Source organism: Variovorax sp. AC194, assembly GCF_979257995.1.
In genome coordinates, this window is sequence record NZ_OZ409823.1 from 3,871,698 (window position 1) to 3,889,852 (window position 18,155).

Genomic DNA, 18,155 nt, shown 5'->3' on the forward strand with positions numbered 1-18,155 from the left:
TCGTTTCTGTCTGCAGGAGTACTTCATGCCCAGTCCCTTCTTCCGAATCGCAGCGCTCGCCGGCGCCGGTCTTGCATGTGCCACGGCACTTGCACAGACCTCCGTGACCGTCGCCCAACCGGCCGACATCCGCTCCACCAACCCGGGCGTGAACCGCGACAACACCACCGACGGCATCGTGCTGAACATGGTCGAGGGGCTGGTGGGCTACAGGCAGGACGGCAGCGTCGGCCCGCTGCTCGCGCAGTCGGTCGATGTGTCGAAAGACGGCCTCACCTACACCTTCAAGTTGCGCAAGGGTGTGAAGTTCCACAACGACGCGCCGCTCACCTCGGCCGATGTCGCCTGGAGCTGGAAGCGCTACATGGACCCCAAGACCGACTGGCGCTGCATGAGCGAGTACGACGGCCGCAACGGCCTGAAGGTGGTGGAGACCGCGACGCCCGACGACGCCACCTTCGTGATGAAGATCAACCGCCCCTCGGCCGTGTTCCTGGACACGCTCGCGCGCTCGGACTGCGGCATGACGGCCGTGCTGCACAAGAGTTCGGTCAAGCCCGACGGCAGCTGGGACAAGCCCGTGGGCACCGGCCCCTTCAAGTTCGGCGAATGGAAGCGCGGCGAGTACGTCACGGTGACGGCCTTCAAGGGCTACACCTCGTCGCCCGGCGCCACCAAGGCCGACGGCTACGTGGGGCTGAAGGCGCCGCTGGTGGACAACGTGCGATTCCTGGTCGTGCCCGATGCGGCCACCGCCGCGGCCGGCCTGAAGTCGGGCGCGATCGATGCAGGACAGATCACCTCCAGCGACGCGCAGGAATTGAAGACCGACCGCAACCTCGTCGTGCAGGCGCCCACCGAAGCGGTGAAGAACACCCTGCTCTTCCAGACCCGCGATCCGCTGCTCAAGAACGTGAAGCTGCGCCAGGCGATTGCCGCTTCGCTCGACATGGAGCAGATCGTGGCGGCCGCCTCCGAGGGCCTGGGCTCGGTCAACAACTCGGCGATCCACAAGGGCTCGGCCTTCTACGGCGCGGCCGAGAAGAAGGGCTACCACTACGACCCTGCGCTCGCGGCAAAGCTCTTGCGCGAGGCCGGCTACAAGAACGAGAAGATCACCATCCAGACCAACAAGCGCGCCCACGTGCCCAGCTACACAGTGGCGGTGCTGGCGCAGGCCATGATGCAGTCGGTGGGCATCAACGCGCAGATCGAGGTGCTCGAATGGGCCACGCAGCTGGACCGCTACAACAGCGGCAACTACCAGATGAGCTCGTTCAGCTATTCATCGCGCCTCGATCCGGCGCTGAGCTTCGAGCAGTTCTCCGGCCCCAAGGACAAGCAGTCGCGCAAGGTCTGGGAAGACCCGCAGGCGCTCAAGCTGCTGGACGAGAGCTTCACCGAGACCGACCGCGCCAAGCGCCAGGCCCTGTTCGACCAGCTCCACGCGCTGATGATCCAGCAGGTGCCGATGATCATGCTGTTCAACGGCATCGACGCCTGGGGTGTGCGCAAGCGCGTGAACGGCTTCTCGGTGTGGGAAGGCAAGCCGCGGCTGTGGGGCGTGTCGGTGGCGGCTAAGGCTGGCTAAAGCGGACTGAGCCCAGGTTCCGCCGGTTTCGCGAGCGACGCGACCATCGCCAGGATCGTGTCGCCGAAGCCGCCGCGGGCGCGCGCATCGGTGCGCGCGCTGGTCGTCACGCGCGGGCCCGCGCTCCATGCGATGCGCGCGCCGGCGGCCTGCAGCGCCTCGACCAGCGCCACGTCCTCGCTGCAGGCCAGCGGCTGGAAACCGCCCACGCGGCAGTAGGCCTCGGTCGACACGCCCAGGTTGGCGCCGTGGATGTGCCGGTGGCCGTCGGCATCGACGTAGTGCCGCGCGAAATGCGCCTGCACCGCGCTGCCTTCCAGGCCGTACGCGCCCCAGTCTTCCACCCCGATCGAGCCGCAGACGACATCGGCGTTCTCGGCCAACTGCTTGACCAGCCAGTCCGGCGAAACGAGCGTGTCGGCGTCGGTGAAGGCGAGCCATCGCGCGCCGGCGCCGATGAACAGGTTGGCGCCCCGGGCCCGCGCGATGCCGACGTTGCGGGCTTCGAGCGCGATGCGCGCCACGGGGTACTGCGCGGCGACGGCGTCGGTCGCGTCGCTGCAGCTGTCGAGCACCACGGCCACGCCGACCGATTCGCCGAGCAACGCCGGGTGTGCCGCCGCGCGCAGCACCGCTTCGAGCGCCGCGCCGATGCGCTCGCCCTCGTTGTGCGCGGGAATGACGACGCCGATCACCGGATGCCCTCGCGTTCGGCCACCGAGCGGCTGTCGCGGGTCCAGACCTGCAGCACGAAATCGTCTTCCTCATGCAAGGCCAGGCGCGCCAACCCGAGCGCGGCGAGCGCGGCGTGCACGTCCTTCGTGGACAGGCTGCGCTGCGCGAAATCGGGGCGCCAGTCGCAGGCAACGAGGGTGCCATCGGCCTCCAGCGTTTCTTCGCAGCACCGGGCCAGGCGCTGCATGTCGTTGCGGTCGAGAAAGTAGCCCAGCTCGCTCAGCACGATGAGGTCGAAGCGGCCGTCCTCGCGCGGCCAGTCGGCGGGCAGCACGTGCTGCGCGACGCGCACGTTGGGGCGCCCTTCGGTGCGCGTGCGCGCGAGCGCCACGGCATGCGCCGAGAAATCGCTCGCCAGCAGGTGGTCGCAGCGGTGCGACAGCGCCAGCGTGAGCTCGCCGATGCCGCAGCCCGGCTCGTACACCCGCCGGTAGCGCGCCTGCGGCAAGGCGGCCAGCAGCAGCGCCCGCTTGCGCGCCTCGTACCAGCGCTGGCGCAGCGCATAGGGGTCTTCGCTGGCCGAATAGAGCGCATCGAAATACGGCCGCTGGTCGTTGCCGGTGCTCACAGGAAGATCACCTCGAAGGGACGCGCCGCGCGCTGGACGGTGGTGGCGCGCAGCACCGGGCCGGAGCCGGTGGACGCATCGCGCCGCAACTGGCTGGTGAATGCCTTGACGGCCGCGCGCTTGCGCCGCACGGCCTCTTCGCTGAGCGGCAGGCGGAAGGCGTGCTGCCACGGCACGCGCACGTCGCCGGGGCGCGACCAGTGCCAGCCCCACACGGGCACTTCCGCGAGCCGCGCGCCGGTGCTCGCGGCCGCCAGCGCACAGGCCTCGCCGGTCGCTTCGTGGTCGGGGTGGCCGTCGCGGCGCCAGGTGGTGAACACGACGTCGCCGGGGCGCAGCAATGAAACCAGGCGCGCCGCGAGCACGGCGCGCAGCGCCTTGAGGCCGCCGTCGGGCAGGCCCAGCCGGATCGGTTCGATCGCGAGGCCCAGGCACTGCAAGGCCTTGCGGCTCTCGCGCGGCCGCGTGCGCGCGAGCCGCTCGACGGGCCATTCGGTCGAGCCGCGGTGGCTGGCGGTGCCGTCGGTGACCGCGATCACCTCGACGGGCCGGCCGCATTCGGCCAGTTGCGCGAGCAGGCCGCCGACCGAGAGCACCTCGTCGTCGGGATGCGGCGCGACGACCACGGCGCGGGCGTTCTTCGGGACCAGGTCCTGCGGCGCGATCGCGGGCAGGCGTGCGAGGCCGGGCCAACGGCTCCACTCGGCCTCCGTGGTGCCCTCTCCCCGGATGGCGCGTTGCGCTACAGCGTCCATGACGATGGCTCCTCTTGCTCGTTGGCGGCGAATTGGCCGAGTGCGGCGAGGTCGCGTTCGGCGTGGCTCTGGCGCAGGAAGACCGGCAGGTCCGCCATCGCGCGGGCGAAGCGCGGATCGCGGCACAGCGGCCCCGCGCCGACGGCGCGGCCGGCGTGGTGGATCACCTCGTTGGCCGCTTGCTCGACGGCCAGGCGGGCGCGCAAGGCGATGCGCTGCGCGTTGTCTTGCGGATGGCTGTCGATCCACGCAGCGGCTTCACGCAACTGCGCCGCCGCTGCGGTCAATGCCACGTCGATGGCGCCGAGGTGCGCGAGGCGATGGGCGTCGGGCTTGGGGCCCTTGCGCTGCTGGACCATGCGTGCGATGCCGAGCAAACCGCCGAACCAGCAGGCCGCGATGCCCGCGCCGCCCTGCCAGAAGCCGGCGCGGCTCACGTAGTCGCCGGGCCGGCCGACCTGCGTGGCCACGGCACGGTTGAACCGCACATCGACGCTGGCGCTCGCGGCCATGCCGACGGCGTGCCAGCCGTTCTCGGTCACCCAGACGGCGGGCTGGTCCATGGCGACGGCCGCGAGGCACGGCTCGCCGGACGCATTCCAGCAGCTCACGACGGCATGCGACACGGTCGCGGCGCCCGAGCACCAGGCCTTGGTGCCGGTCAGTCGGCCGTGGCCGTTCGCCTGCGCATCGAACGCGACGCGCGCATCGGGCGGCTCCGCGCACCATGTGCCCCAGGAGGCGCCGGCAGGAGCGTCCTGTGCGCCGCCGAGCTCGGCCAGGATGGCGAGCGCATCGGTGTGCCCTTCGAACAGCTTCGCGAGCGAAAGGTCGTGCGCCGCCACTTCGGCCAGCACCCGCCAGCGCGCCAGGGTCTGTCCGGTGCCGGGCCTGGGCAGCGCGTCGATGCGCGCATCGACCAGATGCTTCAGCGCCAGGTCGCCGCCGTGGCGAAGCTGCAACTGCAGGAGGGCATCGTCGGGAGCGGCTTGAAGCATGAGAGTGGGACCACGTGAATCGAAAGAAAAAGAAACTTCGAGCCAAGGTAGGCAAGCCATGCAACGCGAATCGTCGGTGGGCGGCTTTCGCCCGTGTAGGAGGAATTGAGGAACGCCGCTGCTGCCGCCATTGCCTGCAGGCGGCGGCCCCGCGCGGCATGACCGACGGACGGGGTCGGCCTCCTCCCACATGACAGGGCCGGCCGCGGGAAGAGAAAGAGGTTTTTCACCCTCTGACCATCCACCCGCAAGGAGCCCTGATGACGAAGCCCACCACCATCGATACCCGCGACGACGACACGAACGAACGCGACGACAGCGACACCACGCAACCCTCGGCGCACAACAAGGCCGGCCACCAGCAGCCCACCTCGCGCAACGAGCCGCGCCGCACGCCCGAGAGCCGCCATGACCGCGAAAGCCATGTCGGCGGCGGCAACCAGATCCAGTCCCGCCGGGGAGGCGGTTCGCGATGACGCCGTCGGACTTCTCGCGCTGCATCGCGCTGTGCAACGCCTGCGCGGCGGCCTGCAACCACTGCGCCGCCGCATGCATCAAGGAGGCGTCGGACACCATGTCGCGCTGCATCGCGCTCGACCTGGATTGCGCGGCGATGTGCACCACCGCCGCCGGCGCCATGGCGCGCGGCAGCGAAAACGCCGGCCTCTTCTGCAGCCTGTGCGCCGACGTCTGCCGGCTCTGCGCCGCCGAGTGCGGCACGCACGACATGGACCACTGCCAGCGCTGCGCCGAGGCCTGCAGGCAATGCGAAACGGAATGCCAGCGCATGGCGACCGTCTGATGACTTCGCCCACCATCGCCCTGCATGAACTGGCCCGGGCGACCGATGCCTGCCGCGAGTGCCCGCTCGGCGCGCACGCGACGCAGTCCGTGTTCGGCGAAGGGCCGGTGCACGCCCGGCTCATGGTGGTCGGCGAGCAGCCGGGCGACAAGGAGGACCTGGAGGGCCGGCCTTTTGTCGGCCCGGCCGGGCGGCTGTTCGATCGCGCGGTGGCCGAACTGGGCTGGTCGCGCGACAGGCTCTACGTGACCAACGCGGTGAAGCATTTCAAGTACGAGCTGCGCGGCAAGCGCCGCATCCACAAGACGCCCGCCCAGCGCGAGGCCGAGGCCTGCCATCACTGGCTGGAAAGCGAGATTGCGCTGGTGAAGCCAGAGGCGCTCATCGCCCTGGGCGGCGTCGCGGCGCGCTCGCTGCTCGGGCGCCATGTGGCGGTGATGAGCGAGCGCGGCCGTTGGCACGAAGACGCCGAGGGCCGGCGCGTGCTCGTGACGCTGCACCCGTCTGCGCTGCTGCGGGGCGATCCTGCGCAGAAGGAAGCGGCGTGGAAGGCGTGGCTGCACGACCTGTCGCTGGCCTCGGAAGTGCTCGACAAGGCACCATCGCCCGCGCGAAAGAAACCCCGCGCCACGCACGCACCAAGGCGCACGGCGGCAACGGCCTAGGAATCAACGTCGTCCGCGAGACGGCGTGCGCAGCGTGATCGAGTAGCGCAGCGCTTCGGTCGGCGCAATCGCGTGCTGCCAGGCCCACCGCGCCGGACCGCGCAGCAAATAGATCGAACGCGGCTCGATGAGGAACTGCACGTTGCCCGTGTCCGAAGTCGACGCCCCGCCCGGTCGGTACGGCCGGAACTGCATCACCGCGTCGCCTTGCAGCGAAACGCCCACGATGTCCTCGAAATCCGGCACGTCGCGGTGCCAGCCGAGCGGCGTGCCGGGCTGGTATTCGGCGATCAGCATGTGGGTGAGTTCCTCGGGCGCGACGCCGAGCCACGAGGCCGCCCTCGCCCGCAGCGGATGCAGCGCCTCGGGCAGCGGCGCGCCGGGCTTCAGGCGATTCGTGTCGAAGTCGTAGCTGCCGCCGAAGCTGATGCCGCGTCGGCGCGCGGTGTATTCCTTGTAGCGCATCTCCTTGAGCGGCAGCGCCTGCACGGTGCGCAGCAGCCCGGCCTCTTCGCCCCGCGACAGGAATTCGCGCTCGTAGCGCAGGCCCTCGACAACGGCCGCGGGCGCGCCGCCGAAGAGGTCGTCCTGCCCCGCGTGTTCGAGGCGTCTAGCGGCGCGCATCGCCGGCCCTCCCCACCTGCACGTGCCACCAGCGCGGCAGCAGCTCGCGGATTTCCGTGCGCGCGAAGCGGTCGTCCAGGAGGTGCAGCACGCCCCGATCTTCTTCGGTGCGGATCACGCGACCGGCCGCCTGCACCACCTTCTGCAGCCCCGGATAGAGATAGGTGTACTCGTAGCCCTTGCCGAAGCGCGACTGCATGCGCTCGCGCGTGATCTCGTTGAGCGCGTTGTACTGCGGCAGCCCCAGGCTCGCGACGAAGGCGCCGACCAGGCGGCTGCCCGGCAGGTCGATGCCCTCGCCGAACGCGCCGCCGAGCACGGCGAAACCGATGCCCCGGCCGCCCTCCTCGAAGCGCGCGATGAAGCCGTGGCGGTCGGCCTCGAGCATGCCGCGCGTCTGCGTCCACACGGGCACGCCCGGGTGCCGCGCCGAGAAGGCGGCGCGGGCGCTCTCCAGGTACTCGAAGCTGCTGAAGAAGGCCAGGTAGTTGCCGGGCATGCGCTCGAACTGGGCGCCGATGATGCCCGCCACATTGCCCAGCGACCCGGCGCGGTCGCGAAAGCGCGTGGAGACGTCCATCGCCACCTCCACGCGCAACTGCTGGCTGTGGAACGGCGAGGCCACATCGAGCAGCGCGGTGTCCGCCGGCAGGCCGAGCGCATCGCGGTAGAAGGCGAACGGCGAGAGCGTGCCCGAGAAGCAGGTGACCGACACCGCATCCGCGAAGCGGCCTTCCAGGAACGCCGCGGGCACGAGGTTGCGGATGGCCAGGGTGCGGTCCTGTTGCGTGGCGCCCATGCCCAGGCCCAGCGTGCGCTCGAACACCGAGTGGTCGCCGAACACCTCGGCCAGGCGCGCGAAGTGCAGCGCATCGAAGAAAAAGCGTTGCAGCGGACCCTGCGCGGCCTCGGGCTTGGCGGCGAAGTACTCGGCCATGGCGGTGTTGGCGGCCTGCAGCGCGCGCACGAAACGCTCGGGAATCTCGTCGGCGGTTTCGTAGTTGGCGGTCTGCGATTGCTGCACGGTGTCCCACTCGCGAAAGAGCCGCGCGAGCGGGCCGCGCACCGGGGCGGGCGCGATGCGGTGCGCCTCCTCGAGCGCCCCGCCTTCGAGTTGCGCGGTGTACATGCCGCGCGCCCGCTCCAGCAGGTTGTGGGCCTCGTCCACCAGCACCGCGACGCGCCAGCCCGCGTCCTTCATGGTGCCGAAGAGGAAGGCGCTGCCGTCGAAGTAGTAGTTGTAGTCGCCGACGATCACATCGCTCCAGTGCGCCATTTCCTGCGCGAGGAAATAGGGGCACACCGTGTGCTGCAGCGCGACCTGCCGCAGCGCCTGCCGGTCGAGCCAGCGGACCTGTGCGGCCTCGATGCGGGCGGCGGGCAGGCGGTCGTAGAAGCCCTTGGCGAGCGGGCAGGAGTCGCCGTTGCAGGCGCGGTCGGGGTACTCGCAGACCTTCTCGCGCGCCGCGAGTTCGAGCACGCGCGGCTGCGCGCCGTCCGCTGCACAGCCCTTGCCCAGCACCCGCAGCGCATCGAGCGCCACCGGGCGGCCGGAGGTCTTGGCGGTGAGGAAGAAAACCTTGTCCAGCTTCCCTGCCGCACGCGCCTTGAGCAGCGGGAAGATGGTGGCCAGCGTCTTGCCGATGCCCGTCGGCGCCTGCGCCATGAGGCAGCGCCCGCCGGCGGCGGCGCGGTAGACGGCTTCGGCGAGTTCGCGCTGGCCGGTGCGAAAGGACGCGTGCGGGAATGCGAGCTGCGCCAGCGTCCGGTCGAGCGCGCCGTGGTGGTCGGCCTCCTGCTGCGCCCAGGCGGCGTAGCGATCGCACAGCGATTCGAAGTGCTCCCGCAGCGCGTCCCAGGTATGGCGCTCTTCGAGCACCGTTTCCTCGCCGGTGGCCAGATCGAGGTAAACGAGCGCGACCGTCATCTGCGCATGCCCGTGCTGCTCGCACAGCATCCATCCGTAGGTGCGGGCCTGCGCCCAGTGCAGCGCGCGGTGGTTGCCGCGGATGGCGTCGAAGTCGCCGCGGAAGGTCTTGATTTCTTCGACGCGCGGTTCGCCGGGCTCGTAGCCGTCGGCGCGGCCGCGAACGCGCAGCGCGCCGTGCCGGGATTCGAGCGACACCTCGCTCTGGTAGCTGCCGCCGCGCCGCCCCTGCACCAGCGCGTGGCCCGCCATGCCTTCGAGCGCGCTGGGCGCGGGCACGAAGCGCAGGTCGAGGTCGCCCGCCTTCGCGCCGAAAGCGCAAAGCGCCTTGACGGAAACGACGTACGCAGCGGGGGCCAGGTCTGGCGAAGTGGAGGTGGAGGAAGCCGGGGCCATCTCTCGAATCACTGTATGAAACTACAGTATAACGAGCGACAAGGTGTTGCCGTTGAGGTTCAATCGACCGTCTCGGGGTCTTCTCCGACAGGACCACCCTCCCTTTTCGGCAAAACTTGACAAGTTTTGCTTACAAATGTGCCGATGAAAACTCCCTCCGCCATCGATCCCCACGACTTCGACCGCCTGCTCAGTCGCAACCTCAAGCTCCCGATGCTGGGGGGACTGTTCGGCGCCGTGGTGTTCGTCGGGCTCATCCTGTTCCTGCTCTCGACCATCAGCTGGGTGGAGCACACCGACCGCGTGACCCGCTCGGCCAGCGAGCTGCAGCGCCGCGGCATCGACATGGAAACGGGCCTGCGCGGCTTCCTGCTCACCGGCGAAGAGAGCTTCCTGGAGCCCTACCAGAGCGCCCTGCCGCGCCTGAAGGCCGACACCGATGCACTGCGCAAGCTGGTGTCGGACAACCAGCAGCAGGTGGAACGGGTCGACCGCATCGCCGGCCTGCAGGACGCCTGGAACGACTTCGCCCGCGAGATGATTGCGGCCCGCCGTGCCGGCGGCGACATGCAGGCCATCGTGCGGTTGGGCCGCGGCAAGCGGCTGACCGACGACATGCGCGCCGAATACACCGCGTTCATGGACACCGAGCAGGCCCTGCGCTTCCAGCGCAACAACGACGCCAACCGCACCAGCTGGTGGGTGGTCGGGCTGTTCCTGTTCTTCACGCTCACGCTGACCGGGCTCATCGCCTACTTCGGCCGCCGCCAGCTGGTGCGGCTGTCGGACAGCTACGACGTCGTGCTCAAGGAACAGGCGGCGCATTCGCAGCGGCTCTCGGAAGAGGCGTGGCTGCGCGGCGCGCAGACCGAGCTGGTGGGCGAACTGGTGGGCGAACTGAGCGCGCCGGACATGGGCCGCAAGATCCTCGCGTTCTTCTCGCGGCACCTGGGCAGCAGCGTCGGCGCGATGTACGTGCGGGAGCGCCACGGGCCGCTGCGCCGGGCCGCGAGCTACGGGTTCTCGGCCGATGCGGAGGCGTCGCCGCAGGTCTTCTCGCCCACCGAGAGCCTGGTGGGCCAGGCCGCGGCCGAGCGCCGCCGGATGCTGGTCGACCCGATCGGCGCCAGCTACCTGAAGGTCAATTCGGGTCTCGGCGACATGGCGCCCAGCACCGTGCTGCTGATGCCGGTGATGAGCGACGGCATCGTCAACGGCGTGGTCGAGCTCGGCCTGCCCGGCGCGCCCGACGAGCGCGCGAGCCAGCTGCTGGAGGTGGTGTGCGACGACATCGGCACCTCGCTCGCGGCGGCGCGCTATCGCGAACAGCTGCAGGACGTGCTGGCCGAGACGCAGCAGCTCAACGAAGAGCTGCAGGTGCAGCAGGAAGAGCTGCGCACCGCCAACGAAGAGCTCGAAGAGCAGTCGCGGGCACTGCGCGCCTCGCAGGCCATGCTGGAGAACCAGCAGGCCGAGCTGGAGCAGACCAACAGCCAGCTCTCCGAGCGCACCGAGGCGCTGGACCAGCGCAACACCGCCCTTCGCCGCGTGCAGCGCGACCTGGAAGACCGCGCCGACGAGCTGCAGCGCGCAAGCCGCTACAAGTCGGAGTTCCTCGCGAACATGTCGCACGAGCTGCGCACGCCGCTCAACAGCGCGCTCATCCTGGCCAAGCTCCTGGGCGACAACCCGCAGGGCAACCTCACGCTGGAGCAGGTGAAGTTCGCCGAGTCGATCTATTCGTCGGGCAACGACCTCTTGGTGCTGATCAACGACATCCTGGACATCGCCAAGGTCGAGGCGGGCAAGCTCGAGGTGGTGCCCGAGGACGTGTCGCTCGAGCGCCTCGCGCAGAGCCTGGAGAGCACCTTCAGCCCGCTCGCGATGCAAAAGAGCCTGAGCTTCCGGCTCCAGGTGCAGCCGGGCGCGCCGGTCTCGCTGGTCACCGACCGCCAGCGGGTCGAGCAGATTTTGAAGAACCTGCTGTCCAACGCGCTCAAGTTCACCGACAAGGGCGAAGTGGCGCTGGTGGTGTCCGCCGCGGCCAACGGCGGCGCGGCCTTCGCGGTGTCCGACTCGGGCATCGGCATCGACCCGCAGCAGCACGAGCTGATCTTCGAGGCCTTCCGCCAGGCCGACGGCACCACCAGCCGGCGCTACGGCGGCACGGGGCTGGGGCTGTCGATCTCGCGCGACCTCACGCACCTTCTGGGCGGCACGCTCACCGTGCAGAGCGAGCCCGGCAAGGGCAGCACCTTCATCCTGCAGCTGCCGGCGCTCGCGCCGCAGGCTTCGGCACAGCAGATGGCCGCCCCAAGAGCCGTGCCGGCGTATGCGCCGGGCGGACGCAGCCCGGCCGCCGCGCCCCTCACCGTCGCACCGCAGGCGCCCACGCCACCGGCCGCGGTGCCGGCGCCGCAGTTCGCCGACGACCGCGCGATCCCGCGCGACCAGGTGCGCCGCGTGCTGGTGATCGAGGACGAACCCCAGTTCGCGCACATCCTCTACGACCTGGCGCACGAGCTGGGCTACCGGTGCCTGGTGGCGCACGGCGCGGCCGACGGCTTCGAGCTGGCCACGCAGTTCGTGCCCGACGCGATCCTGCTGGACATGCGCCTGCCCGACAGCACCGGCCTGGACGTGCTGCAAAGGTTGAAGGACTCGCCGCACACGCGCCACATCCCGATCCACGTGGTCTCGGCGGCCGACAACGCGCAGGCTGCCGCGCTGCACATGGGCGCCATCGGCTTCGCGCTCAAGCCGGCCACGCGCGACGAACTGATGAAGGTGTTCGGCCGGCTCGAAGACAAGCTCACGCAGAAGGTCAAGGTCGTGCTGCTGGTGGAAGACGACGCGCTGCAGCGCGAAGCCGTGATCAAGCTGATCGGCGACGACGACATCGAGATCGTGGCCGTCGGCTCGGGCGAAGAGGCGCTGGAGTTGCTGCGCACGCGCGTGTTCGACTGCATGATCACCGACCTGCGGCTGCCCGACATGCAGGGCAGCGAGCTGCTCAAGGCGATGGCGGCGGAAGAGATCGTGTCGTTCCCGCCGGTCATCGTCTACACCGGGCGCAACCTCACGCGCGACGAGGAGACCGAGCTGCAGCGCTACTCGCGCTCGATCATCATCAAGGGCGCCCGCTCGCCCGAGCGCCTGCTGGACGAGGTGACGCTCTTCCTGCACAAGGTGGAGGCCTCGCTCTCCACCGAGCGCCAGGGCATGCTCAAGACCGCGCGCGGGCGCGACCGCATCTTCGAGGGCCGCACCATCCTTTTGGTGGACGACGACGTGCGCAACATCTTCGCCCTGACGAGTGCGCTGGAGCAGCGCGGCGCGGCCGTGGAGATCGGCCGCAACGGCCGCGAGGCGCTCGAAAAACTCGACCAGGTGCGCGAGATCGACCTGGTGCTGATGGACGTGATGATGCCGGAGATGGACGGCCTGGAAGCCACGCGCCGCATGCGCGCCGACCCGCGCTTCGAGAAGATGCCGGTGATCGCCATCACCGCCAAGGCCATGAAGGACGACCGCGACCAGTGCCTGGCCGCCGGCGCCAACGACTACCTGGCCAAGCCCGTGGACCTGGAGCGGTTGTTCTCGCTGCTGCGCGTGTGGATGCCGAGAATGGAGCGGCTGTGACCGACAAGCCGCCCTCTCCCCCCTCCCCACCCTCGCCTCTCCAGCCGCTGAGCGACACCGAGATCGAGCTGCGCCTCCTCATGGAGGCCATCTACCTCAAGTACAGCTACGACTTTCGCAACTACACGACCGCCTCGCAGAAGCGCCGCGTGCTCTATGCGCTCGAGCAGCTCGGGCTGCCGAGCATCTCTGCGCTGCAGGAAAAAGTGCTGCGCGATGCGAGCCTCTTCGGCCGGCTGCTGCAGTTCCTGACGATTCCGGTGAGCGAGATGTTCCGCGACCCGGCGTACTTTCTCGCGCTGCGCGAGCACGTGGTGCCGATCCTGCACACGTACCCGTCGGTCAAGGTGTGGGTGGCGGGCTGCAGCACCGGCGAAGAGGTGTTCTCGCTCGCGATCCTGCTGCGCGAAGAAGGGCTTCTGGAGCGCACGCAAATCTACGCGACCGACATCAACCCGGCCTCGCTGGAGAAGGCGCGCCAGGGCATCTTTCCGCTCGAGGCCATTCGCGGCTACACCACCAACTACCAGCGCGCGGGGGGGCGCAGTGCGTTTTCCGATTACTACACCGCCGCCTACGACGCCGCCCGCTTCGACCCGACGCTGTGCGCCGACGTGATCTTCGCGGACCACAGCCTGGCCACCGACAGCGTGTTCGCCGAGACGCAGCTGGTGTCGTGCCGCAACGTGCTCATCTACTTCAACCGGCTGCTGCAGGACCGCGCGCTCGGGCTCTTTCACGAGTCGCTGTCGCACCGCGGCTTTCTCGGGCTGGGGTCGAAAGAGAGCATCGATTTCTCCGCGTACGCGGACCGCTTCGCGCCGCACGCGCGCGCCGAGCGCATCTACCGCAAGGCGACATGACGGCACCGCCCCGTTCCCTCACCCGCAAGCGCGTGGACGCTGTCGTGATCGGCGCCTCGGCCGGCGGCATCGATGCGTTGCTGGTGCTGCTGGCGGACTTGCCCGCGAGCTGGCGCATCCCGATGACCGTGGTGCTGCATCTGCCCGAGAACCACGACAGCCACCTGGCCGAGATCTTCGCGCTGCGCCTGCCGATCGCGGTGCGCGAGGCGGCCGACAAGATGCCGCTCGTGGCCGGCAGCCTTTACTTCGCGCCGCCGGGCTATCACCTGTCGATCGAGCGCGAGCGCTGTTTCTCGCTCAGCTGCGAGGCGCCGGTGCTGTTCTCGCGGCCGTCCATCGACGTGCTGATGGCCTCGGCCGCCGACGCCTACGGCCCCGCGCTGGCCGGTTTTCTCCTGACCGGCGCCAACGACGACGGCGCCGAAGGCCTGTACCGCATCCACCTGGCCGGCGGCCTCACCGCCGTGCAGGAACCGAAAGAAGCCCTGATTTCCATCATGCCCAACGCCGCCATCGCGCGACACGCCCCCGACTACGTCCTGCCGCTGCGCGATCTTCGCGCCCTGCTCCTGCAACTGGAGGCCGCCCATGCCCATTGACGTCCAAAGCAAGCTGCTGATCGTCGATGACCTGCCCGAAAACCTGCTGGCGCTGGAGGCGCTGATCCGCGCGCCGGACCGCCTCGTGTACCGCGCGGGCTCGGCCGAGGCGGCGCTCTCGCTGCTGCTGGAGCATGAATTCGCGCTCGCCATCGTGGACGTGCAGATGCCCGGCATGAACGGCTTCGAGCTGGCCGAGATGATGCGCGGCACCGAGCGCACGCGGCACATCCCGATCATCTTCGTGAGCGCCGCGGGACGCGAGCTGAACTACGCCTTCCAGGGCTACGAGAGCGGCGCGGTCGACTTCCTGCACAAGCCGCTGGACCCGCACGCGGTGGTCAGCAAGGTGAACGTGTTCGTCGACCTGTACCAGCACAGGAAGGCGCTGCGCCACGAGATGGAACTGCTCGCCGCCGCGCACAGGAAGCAGGAAGAACTGGTGCAGCAGCTGCAGCACACGCAGCACGAGCTGGAGCGCGCGGTGCGCATGCGCGACGACTTCATGTCGATGGTCTCGCACGAGCTGCGCACGCCGCTCAACACGCTGTACCTGGAGGCGCAGCTGCGCCAGCTGCATCTCTCCAAGGGGAACCTGGCGAACTTCTCGCCCGAGCGGCTGCCCGCGATGATCGAGCGCGACCAGCGGCAGATTCGCAACATGGTGCGGCTGATCGACGACATGCTCGACGTGACGCGCATGCGGCGCGATGCGCTCTCGATCCAGACCAAGCCGGTGGACCTGGCGGTGCTGGCCCGCGCCGTGGTCGAGAGCCTGCGCCAGCAAGCCGAGGCCGCGGGCTCGGTGATCACGCTCGAAGCGCCGGCCGAACTGCGCGGCGTGTGGGACGAGTTCCGCATCGAACAGGTGCTCACCAACCTCCTGACCAACGCGCTGCGCTACGGCGGCGGCAAGCCCGTCCAGATGGTGGTCGAGCAGGCCGGCGGCACGGCGCGCGTGAGCGTGCGGGACAACGGCATCGGCATCGCGCCCGAAGACCAGGCGCGCATCTTCGAGCAGTTCGAGCGCACCGAGCACAGCCGGCAGCACGCGGCGGGACTGGGTCTCGGGCTCTACATCACGCGCAAGATCGTGGACCTGCACGCCGGGCAGATCGGCGTGGAGAGCGCGGCCGGCCAGGGCGCGCGCTTCACCGTCGAGCTGCCGCTGCAAGGCGAGGCCGCAGCGCCAGAGACGCCCGCAGCGCCCGCAGCGCCCGAAGCGCCCGAGACGCCCGAGGCGGCCGCGTAGGAACACCCCTACGAGGCCCGGGACACAATCCGTTGATACTGCTTCTTTCGCCTTACGAGAAAGAAAAACCGCTGTGAACGTGCTGATCGTGGATGACAACGAAGCCGCTGCCGACCTGCTGCAGGAACTCCTCACCCTGCAGGACCACACGGCCCGCTGCACCTACACGGCGCAGCAGGCGATGGACGCGGCGGCCGTCGAGCACTTCGATGCCGCGCTGATCGACCTCACGCTGCCCGACTTTCCGGGCACCGAGGTGGCGCGGCGGCTGCGCGCCAGCACCGCCGAAGGCACGCCGCGTCTGCTGGTCGCGATCTCGGGTTTCTCGGCGCAGGACGCGGCGGGCGAATCGGCCAAGGGGCTGTTCGACCACCACCTGCAAAAGCCGATCGACATCGCGCAGCTCGATCGCATCCTGGCGCAGCCGGCGCGCTAGGCCCCCTCGGAGGCCATGCCGATGCGCCGCCTCTTCCTCGTTCTCCCGCTTCTCTTGCCGCTCGCATCGACGGCGGGATGGACCGATGGCGCCGGCAAGCCGATTCCCGATTCCGAGTCCATGCGAAGCGATGGCGAGTTTCTCGTCCAGCTGGTCATCACCCCGGACGAGGCCGAGCTTCGCAAGGCCTGGAATACCTCCAGCCCCGCGCCGGCGCTGCGCACCGTCGAGAGCGTCAAGCGCGCGGTCAGCTCCAGTGCGATGCTGATCCTGCGCGGCTGCGCGCCGAACGCCATCGGCCAGTGCGAGGTGGTCGTCGAATTCTTCGTGGTCACGCCCAGCGGCAAGCGCGTGCCTGCCGGGGGCGGGCCGCTCTGGACGTCGGAGCCGCCGCGGGCCACGCTGGTGCTGGGTTCGGCGAGCATGAACTTCGGCTTCGGCGCGACGGATGAACCGGGCCTGTACAGCGTGCAGGCGAAGGTGACCGACCGGATCGGCCAGCGCATGCTCGAGCTTTCCAGGCCGCTTCGGCTGGAGTAGCGCACGGGCCGCGCGTTGCCCGACGCGCTTCAAAGCCTAGTGGTAAACCACGAAAGCTAAATTGGTGAACCACTTTTAGACTGGCTCACCAATCATGGCCACGCTCATCGAATCCTCCACCCCGCCGGCCGCCGACGCGGACACCGACCGCACCTACCAGCGGCTCGCGGCCCGCATCGCCGGGCTCATCACCGAGGGCGAATTCAAGCCGGGCGACCGCCTGCCCTCCGAGCGCGCGCTGGCCGACCGCTTCGGCGTGAGCCGCACGCTGGTGCGCGAGGCGATCATCGTGCTGGAGATCCAGGGCAACGTCGAAGTGCGCGGCGGCTCGGGCATCTACATCTGCGCGCCGTCGCCGGGCGCCGCGCCGGCCGCCTCCGCCTACACGCTGTCGCCGGGCCCCGGGCCTTTCGAGCTGCTGCGCGCGCGCAGCCTGATCGAATCGGAAATCGCCTCCGTCGCGGCCGAGAACCGCAAGGACAGCGACATCGACCGCATCTACGCCGCCCTCGCCGCGATGCGCGAGCACATGCAGGACAAGGCGGCCAACGAAGCGGCCGACCGGCTGTTTCACCTGCGCATTGCCGAATCGACCGGCAACAGCGTGCTGCTGCAGATGGTGACCGCGCTGTGGGACCACACCAAGGCGCCCATCTGGTCGCAGATGGAAGCGCACTTCCACACGCCCGAGCTGCGCCGCGCCTCGCAGGACGACCACCAGCGCGTGTTCAACGCGCTGCTCGAGCGCGACCCCGCGGCCGCCCGCGCCGCGATGCGCGGCCACATCGATCGCGTGATCGCCGAGTTCGCGCAGGCCTGGCGCTGAACGGCCGGCCCGGCGGCGGGCGCATCCCTTTTCCCCTCGCCCGATCCGGGCCGCACGTAGAACCCCAGAACTGGAGACTGAAGATGACAACGACGAAGACCCTGCTCGCCGCCCTCGTGGCCGCGGCGTTTGTCGGCCACGCGGTGGCGCAGACCGTGCCCCTGCCGGCGCCCGGCACGAGCGCGCGCATCGACGCCATCAAGAAGTCCGGCGTGCTGCGCGCGGGCGTGCTGTCCAACCCGCCGTGGCTGGTGGAGAACACCACCGGTTCGGGCGACGCATGGGCCGGCCCGGCCTGGCTGCTCGCCAACGAAATGGCCAAACAACTGGGCGTGAAGCTGCAGGCGGTTCCCGTCTCGCACGAGACCAAGGTGCCGGTGCTCGCATCGAACCAGGCCGACATGACGATCTCGCCGCTGTCGGTGACGCCCGAGCGCCTGAAGGTGGTCGACTTCGTGACCTATTCGCGCACCGCGCTGTGCGTGTTCGGCCGCGCCGACAACCCCAAGGTGGCCAACGCCAAGTCGATCGACGACTTCAACAACCCCAACATCACGGTGGCCTACTTCACCGGCGGCGGCGAGGAGAACTGGGTCAAGAAGCGCTTCCCGAATGCCAAGCTGCGCGGCGTGTCCACCGCCGGCACCGCGGCGCCGGTGGAAGAAATCATGGCCAGGCGCGCCGACGTGACGCCGATCAACCGCGTGCCATGGCAGGCGCTCACCCGCAAGGTCAAGGGCCTGAAGGCGCTGCCCGAGGGCAACAACTGCCAGGACTCCACCGAGATGGCCACGCCCATCGGCCTGGCCATCGACAAGAACCAGCCCGAGTACCTGAACTGGCTCAAGGCCGTGAACGACCAGATGAAGCCCAAGCTGGACGCGGACGAGGCCCGGATCATCAACACGATGTGAGCCTGGGCTCGCAGCCTGG

The 18,155-nt window shown here is 69.5% G+C and carries 18 protein-coding genes; 12 read left to right on the forward strand and 6 right to left on the reverse strand.

From position 1 onward, the window contains the following. The first annotated feature begins 25 nt into the window (after positions 1 to 25). Entirely contained in the window at positions 26 to 1,591 is a 1,566-nt protein-coding gene (locus ACZYRS_RS18390; RefSeq protein WP_463420404.1) for an ABC transporter substrate-binding protein, read from the forward strand. Here the strand turns inward: ACZYRS_RS18390 and ACZYRS_RS18395 are convergent. Genes ACZYRS_RS18395 through ACZYRS_RS18410 form a run of 4 tightly spaced genes read right to left on the reverse strand, consistent with a single transcriptional unit; the run spans position 1,588 to position 4,647 of the window. Further along, complete coding sequence (locus tag ACZYRS_RS18395) at positions 1,588 to 2,286, reverse strand: glycosyltransferase family 2 protein (RefSeq protein WP_463420405.1); 699 nt, start codon at positions 2,284 to 2,286, stop codon at positions 1,588 to 1,590. The two genes, ACZYRS_RS18390 and ACZYRS_RS18395, sit on opposite strands and share 4 nt — an antisense overlap. Then, positions 2,283 to 2,894, reverse strand: coding sequence for a class I SAM-dependent methyltransferase (locus tag ACZYRS_RS18400; RefSeq protein WP_463420406.1), 612 nt, complete (start codon positions 2,892 to 2,894; stop codon positions 2,283 to 2,285). Before ACZYRS_RS18400 ends, ACZYRS_RS18395 begins: the two co-directional genes overlap by 4 nt. Beyond that, positions 2,891 to 3,649, reverse strand: a complete 759-nt coding sequence (locus ACZYRS_RS18405; protein WP_463420407.1) for a PIG-L deacetylase family protein — start codon at positions 3,647 to 3,649, stop codon at positions 2,891 to 2,893. The genes ACZYRS_RS18400 and ACZYRS_RS18405 overlap by 4 nt, the downstream gene beginning before the upstream one ends. After that, positions 3,637 to 4,647 carry an acyl-CoA dehydrogenase family protein gene (locus ACZYRS_RS18410; protein WP_463420408.1) on the reverse strand — a complete coding sequence of 337 codons (1,011 nt, stop codon included), beginning with the start codon at positions 4,645 to 4,647 and terminating at the stop codon, positions 3,637 to 3,639. Before ACZYRS_RS18410 ends, ACZYRS_RS18405 begins: the two co-directional genes overlap by 13 nt. 260 nt (positions 4,648 to 4,907) lie before the next feature. On the opposite strand from ACZYRS_RS18410, the gene ACZYRS_RS18415 reads away from it, so the two are divergent. From ACZYRS_RS18415 to ACZYRS_RS18425, 3 genes are read left to right on the forward strand one after another with little or no spacing between them, the layout of a single operon-like run. After that, positions 4,908 to 5,123, forward strand: a complete 216-nt coding sequence (locus tag ACZYRS_RS18415) for a hypothetical protein (protein ID WP_463420409.1) — start codon at positions 4,908 to 4,910, stop codon at positions 5,121 to 5,123. Further along, positions 5,120 to 5,449 (forward strand): four-helix bundle copper-binding protein, encoded by a 330-nt coding sequence (locus ACZYRS_RS18420; RefSeq protein ID WP_463420410.1) that lies wholly within the window; start codon positions 5,120 to 5,122, stop codon positions 5,447 to 5,449. The genes ACZYRS_RS18415 and ACZYRS_RS18420 overlap by 4 nt, the downstream gene beginning before the upstream one ends. Continuing rightward, on the forward strand, positions 5,449 to 6,114 hold the full coding sequence (locus tag ACZYRS_RS18425) for a UdgX family uracil-DNA binding protein (RefSeq protein WP_463420411.1): 666 nt from the start codon (positions 5,449 to 5,451) through the stop codon (positions 6,112 to 6,114). Before ACZYRS_RS18420 ends, ACZYRS_RS18425 begins: the two co-directional genes overlap by 1 nt. Before the next feature lie 3 nt (positions 6,115 to 6,117). On the opposite strand, the gene ACZYRS_RS18430 is transcribed toward ACZYRS_RS18425, so the two are convergent. Together ACZYRS_RS18430 and ACZYRS_RS18435 are read right to left on the reverse strand one after the other, a co-directional pair. Next, positions 6,118 to 6,738, reverse strand: coding sequence for an alpha-ketoglutarate-dependent dioxygenase AlkB (locus ACZYRS_RS18430; RefSeq protein ID WP_463420412.1), 621 nt, complete (start codon positions 6,736 to 6,738; stop codon positions 6,118 to 6,120). Next, positions 6,725 to 9,061 (reverse strand): ATP-dependent DNA helicase, encoded by a 2,337-nt coding sequence (locus ACZYRS_RS18435; protein WP_463420413.1) that lies wholly within the window; start codon positions 9,059 to 9,061, stop codon positions 6,725 to 6,727. Before ACZYRS_RS18435 ends, ACZYRS_RS18430 begins: the two co-directional genes overlap by 14 nt. 144 nt (positions 9,062 to 9,205) lie before the next feature. On the opposite strand from ACZYRS_RS18435, the gene ACZYRS_RS18440 reads away from it, so the two are divergent. The 8 genes from ACZYRS_RS18440 (at position 9,206) to ACZYRS_RS18475 (ending at position 18,136) form a co-directional block, all read left to right on the forward strand. Further along, entirely contained in the window at positions 9,206 to 12,703 is a 3,498-nt protein-coding gene (locus tag ACZYRS_RS18440) for a response regulator (RefSeq protein ID WP_463420414.1), read from the forward strand. Positions 12,704 to 12,783: 80 nt separating this feature from the next. Next, on the forward strand, positions 12,784 to 13,566 hold the full coding sequence (locus ACZYRS_RS18445; protein WP_198784866.1) for a CheR family methyltransferase: 783 nt from the start codon (positions 12,784 to 12,786) through the stop codon (positions 13,564 to 13,566). After that, positions 13,563 to 14,168: a chemotaxis protein CheB gene (locus ACZYRS_RS18450; RefSeq protein WP_463420415.1), complete on the forward strand. Its 606-nt coding sequence runs from the start codon at positions 13,563 to 13,565 to the stop codon at positions 14,166 to 14,168. Before ACZYRS_RS18445 ends, ACZYRS_RS18450 begins: the two co-directional genes overlap by 4 nt. Further along, positions 14,158 to 15,420, forward strand: a complete 1,263-nt coding sequence (locus ACZYRS_RS18455) for a hybrid sensor histidine kinase/response regulator (RefSeq protein ID WP_463420416.1) — start codon at positions 14,158 to 14,160, stop codon at positions 15,418 to 15,420. The genes ACZYRS_RS18450 and ACZYRS_RS18455 overlap by 11 nt, the downstream gene beginning before the upstream one ends. A 73-nt stretch (positions 15,421 to 15,493) precedes the next feature. Continuing rightward, positions 15,494 to 15,856, forward strand: a complete 363-nt coding sequence (locus ACZYRS_RS18460) for a response regulator (RefSeq protein ID WP_463420417.1) — start codon at positions 15,494 to 15,496, stop codon at positions 15,854 to 15,856. Between the two features lie 21 nt (positions 15,857 to 15,877). After that, positions 15,878 to 16,396: a hypothetical protein gene (locus ACZYRS_RS18465; RefSeq protein WP_463420418.1), complete on the forward strand. Its 519-nt coding sequence runs from the start codon at positions 15,878 to 15,880 to the stop codon at positions 16,394 to 16,396. A gap of 94 nt (positions 16,397 to 16,490) precedes the next feature. Further along, positions 16,491 to 17,222, forward strand: coding sequence for a FadR/GntR family transcriptional regulator (locus tag ACZYRS_RS18470; RefSeq protein ID WP_463420419.1), 732 nt, complete (start codon positions 16,491 to 16,493; stop codon positions 17,220 to 17,222). Positions 17,223 to 17,305: 83 nt separating this feature from the next. Beyond that, a complete protein-coding gene (locus tag ACZYRS_RS18475) occupies positions 17,306 to 18,136 on the forward strand; it encodes a substrate-binding periplasmic protein (RefSeq protein WP_463420420.1) in 831 nt (276 codons plus the stop codon). Positions 18,137 to 18,155 lie beyond the last annotated feature (19 nt).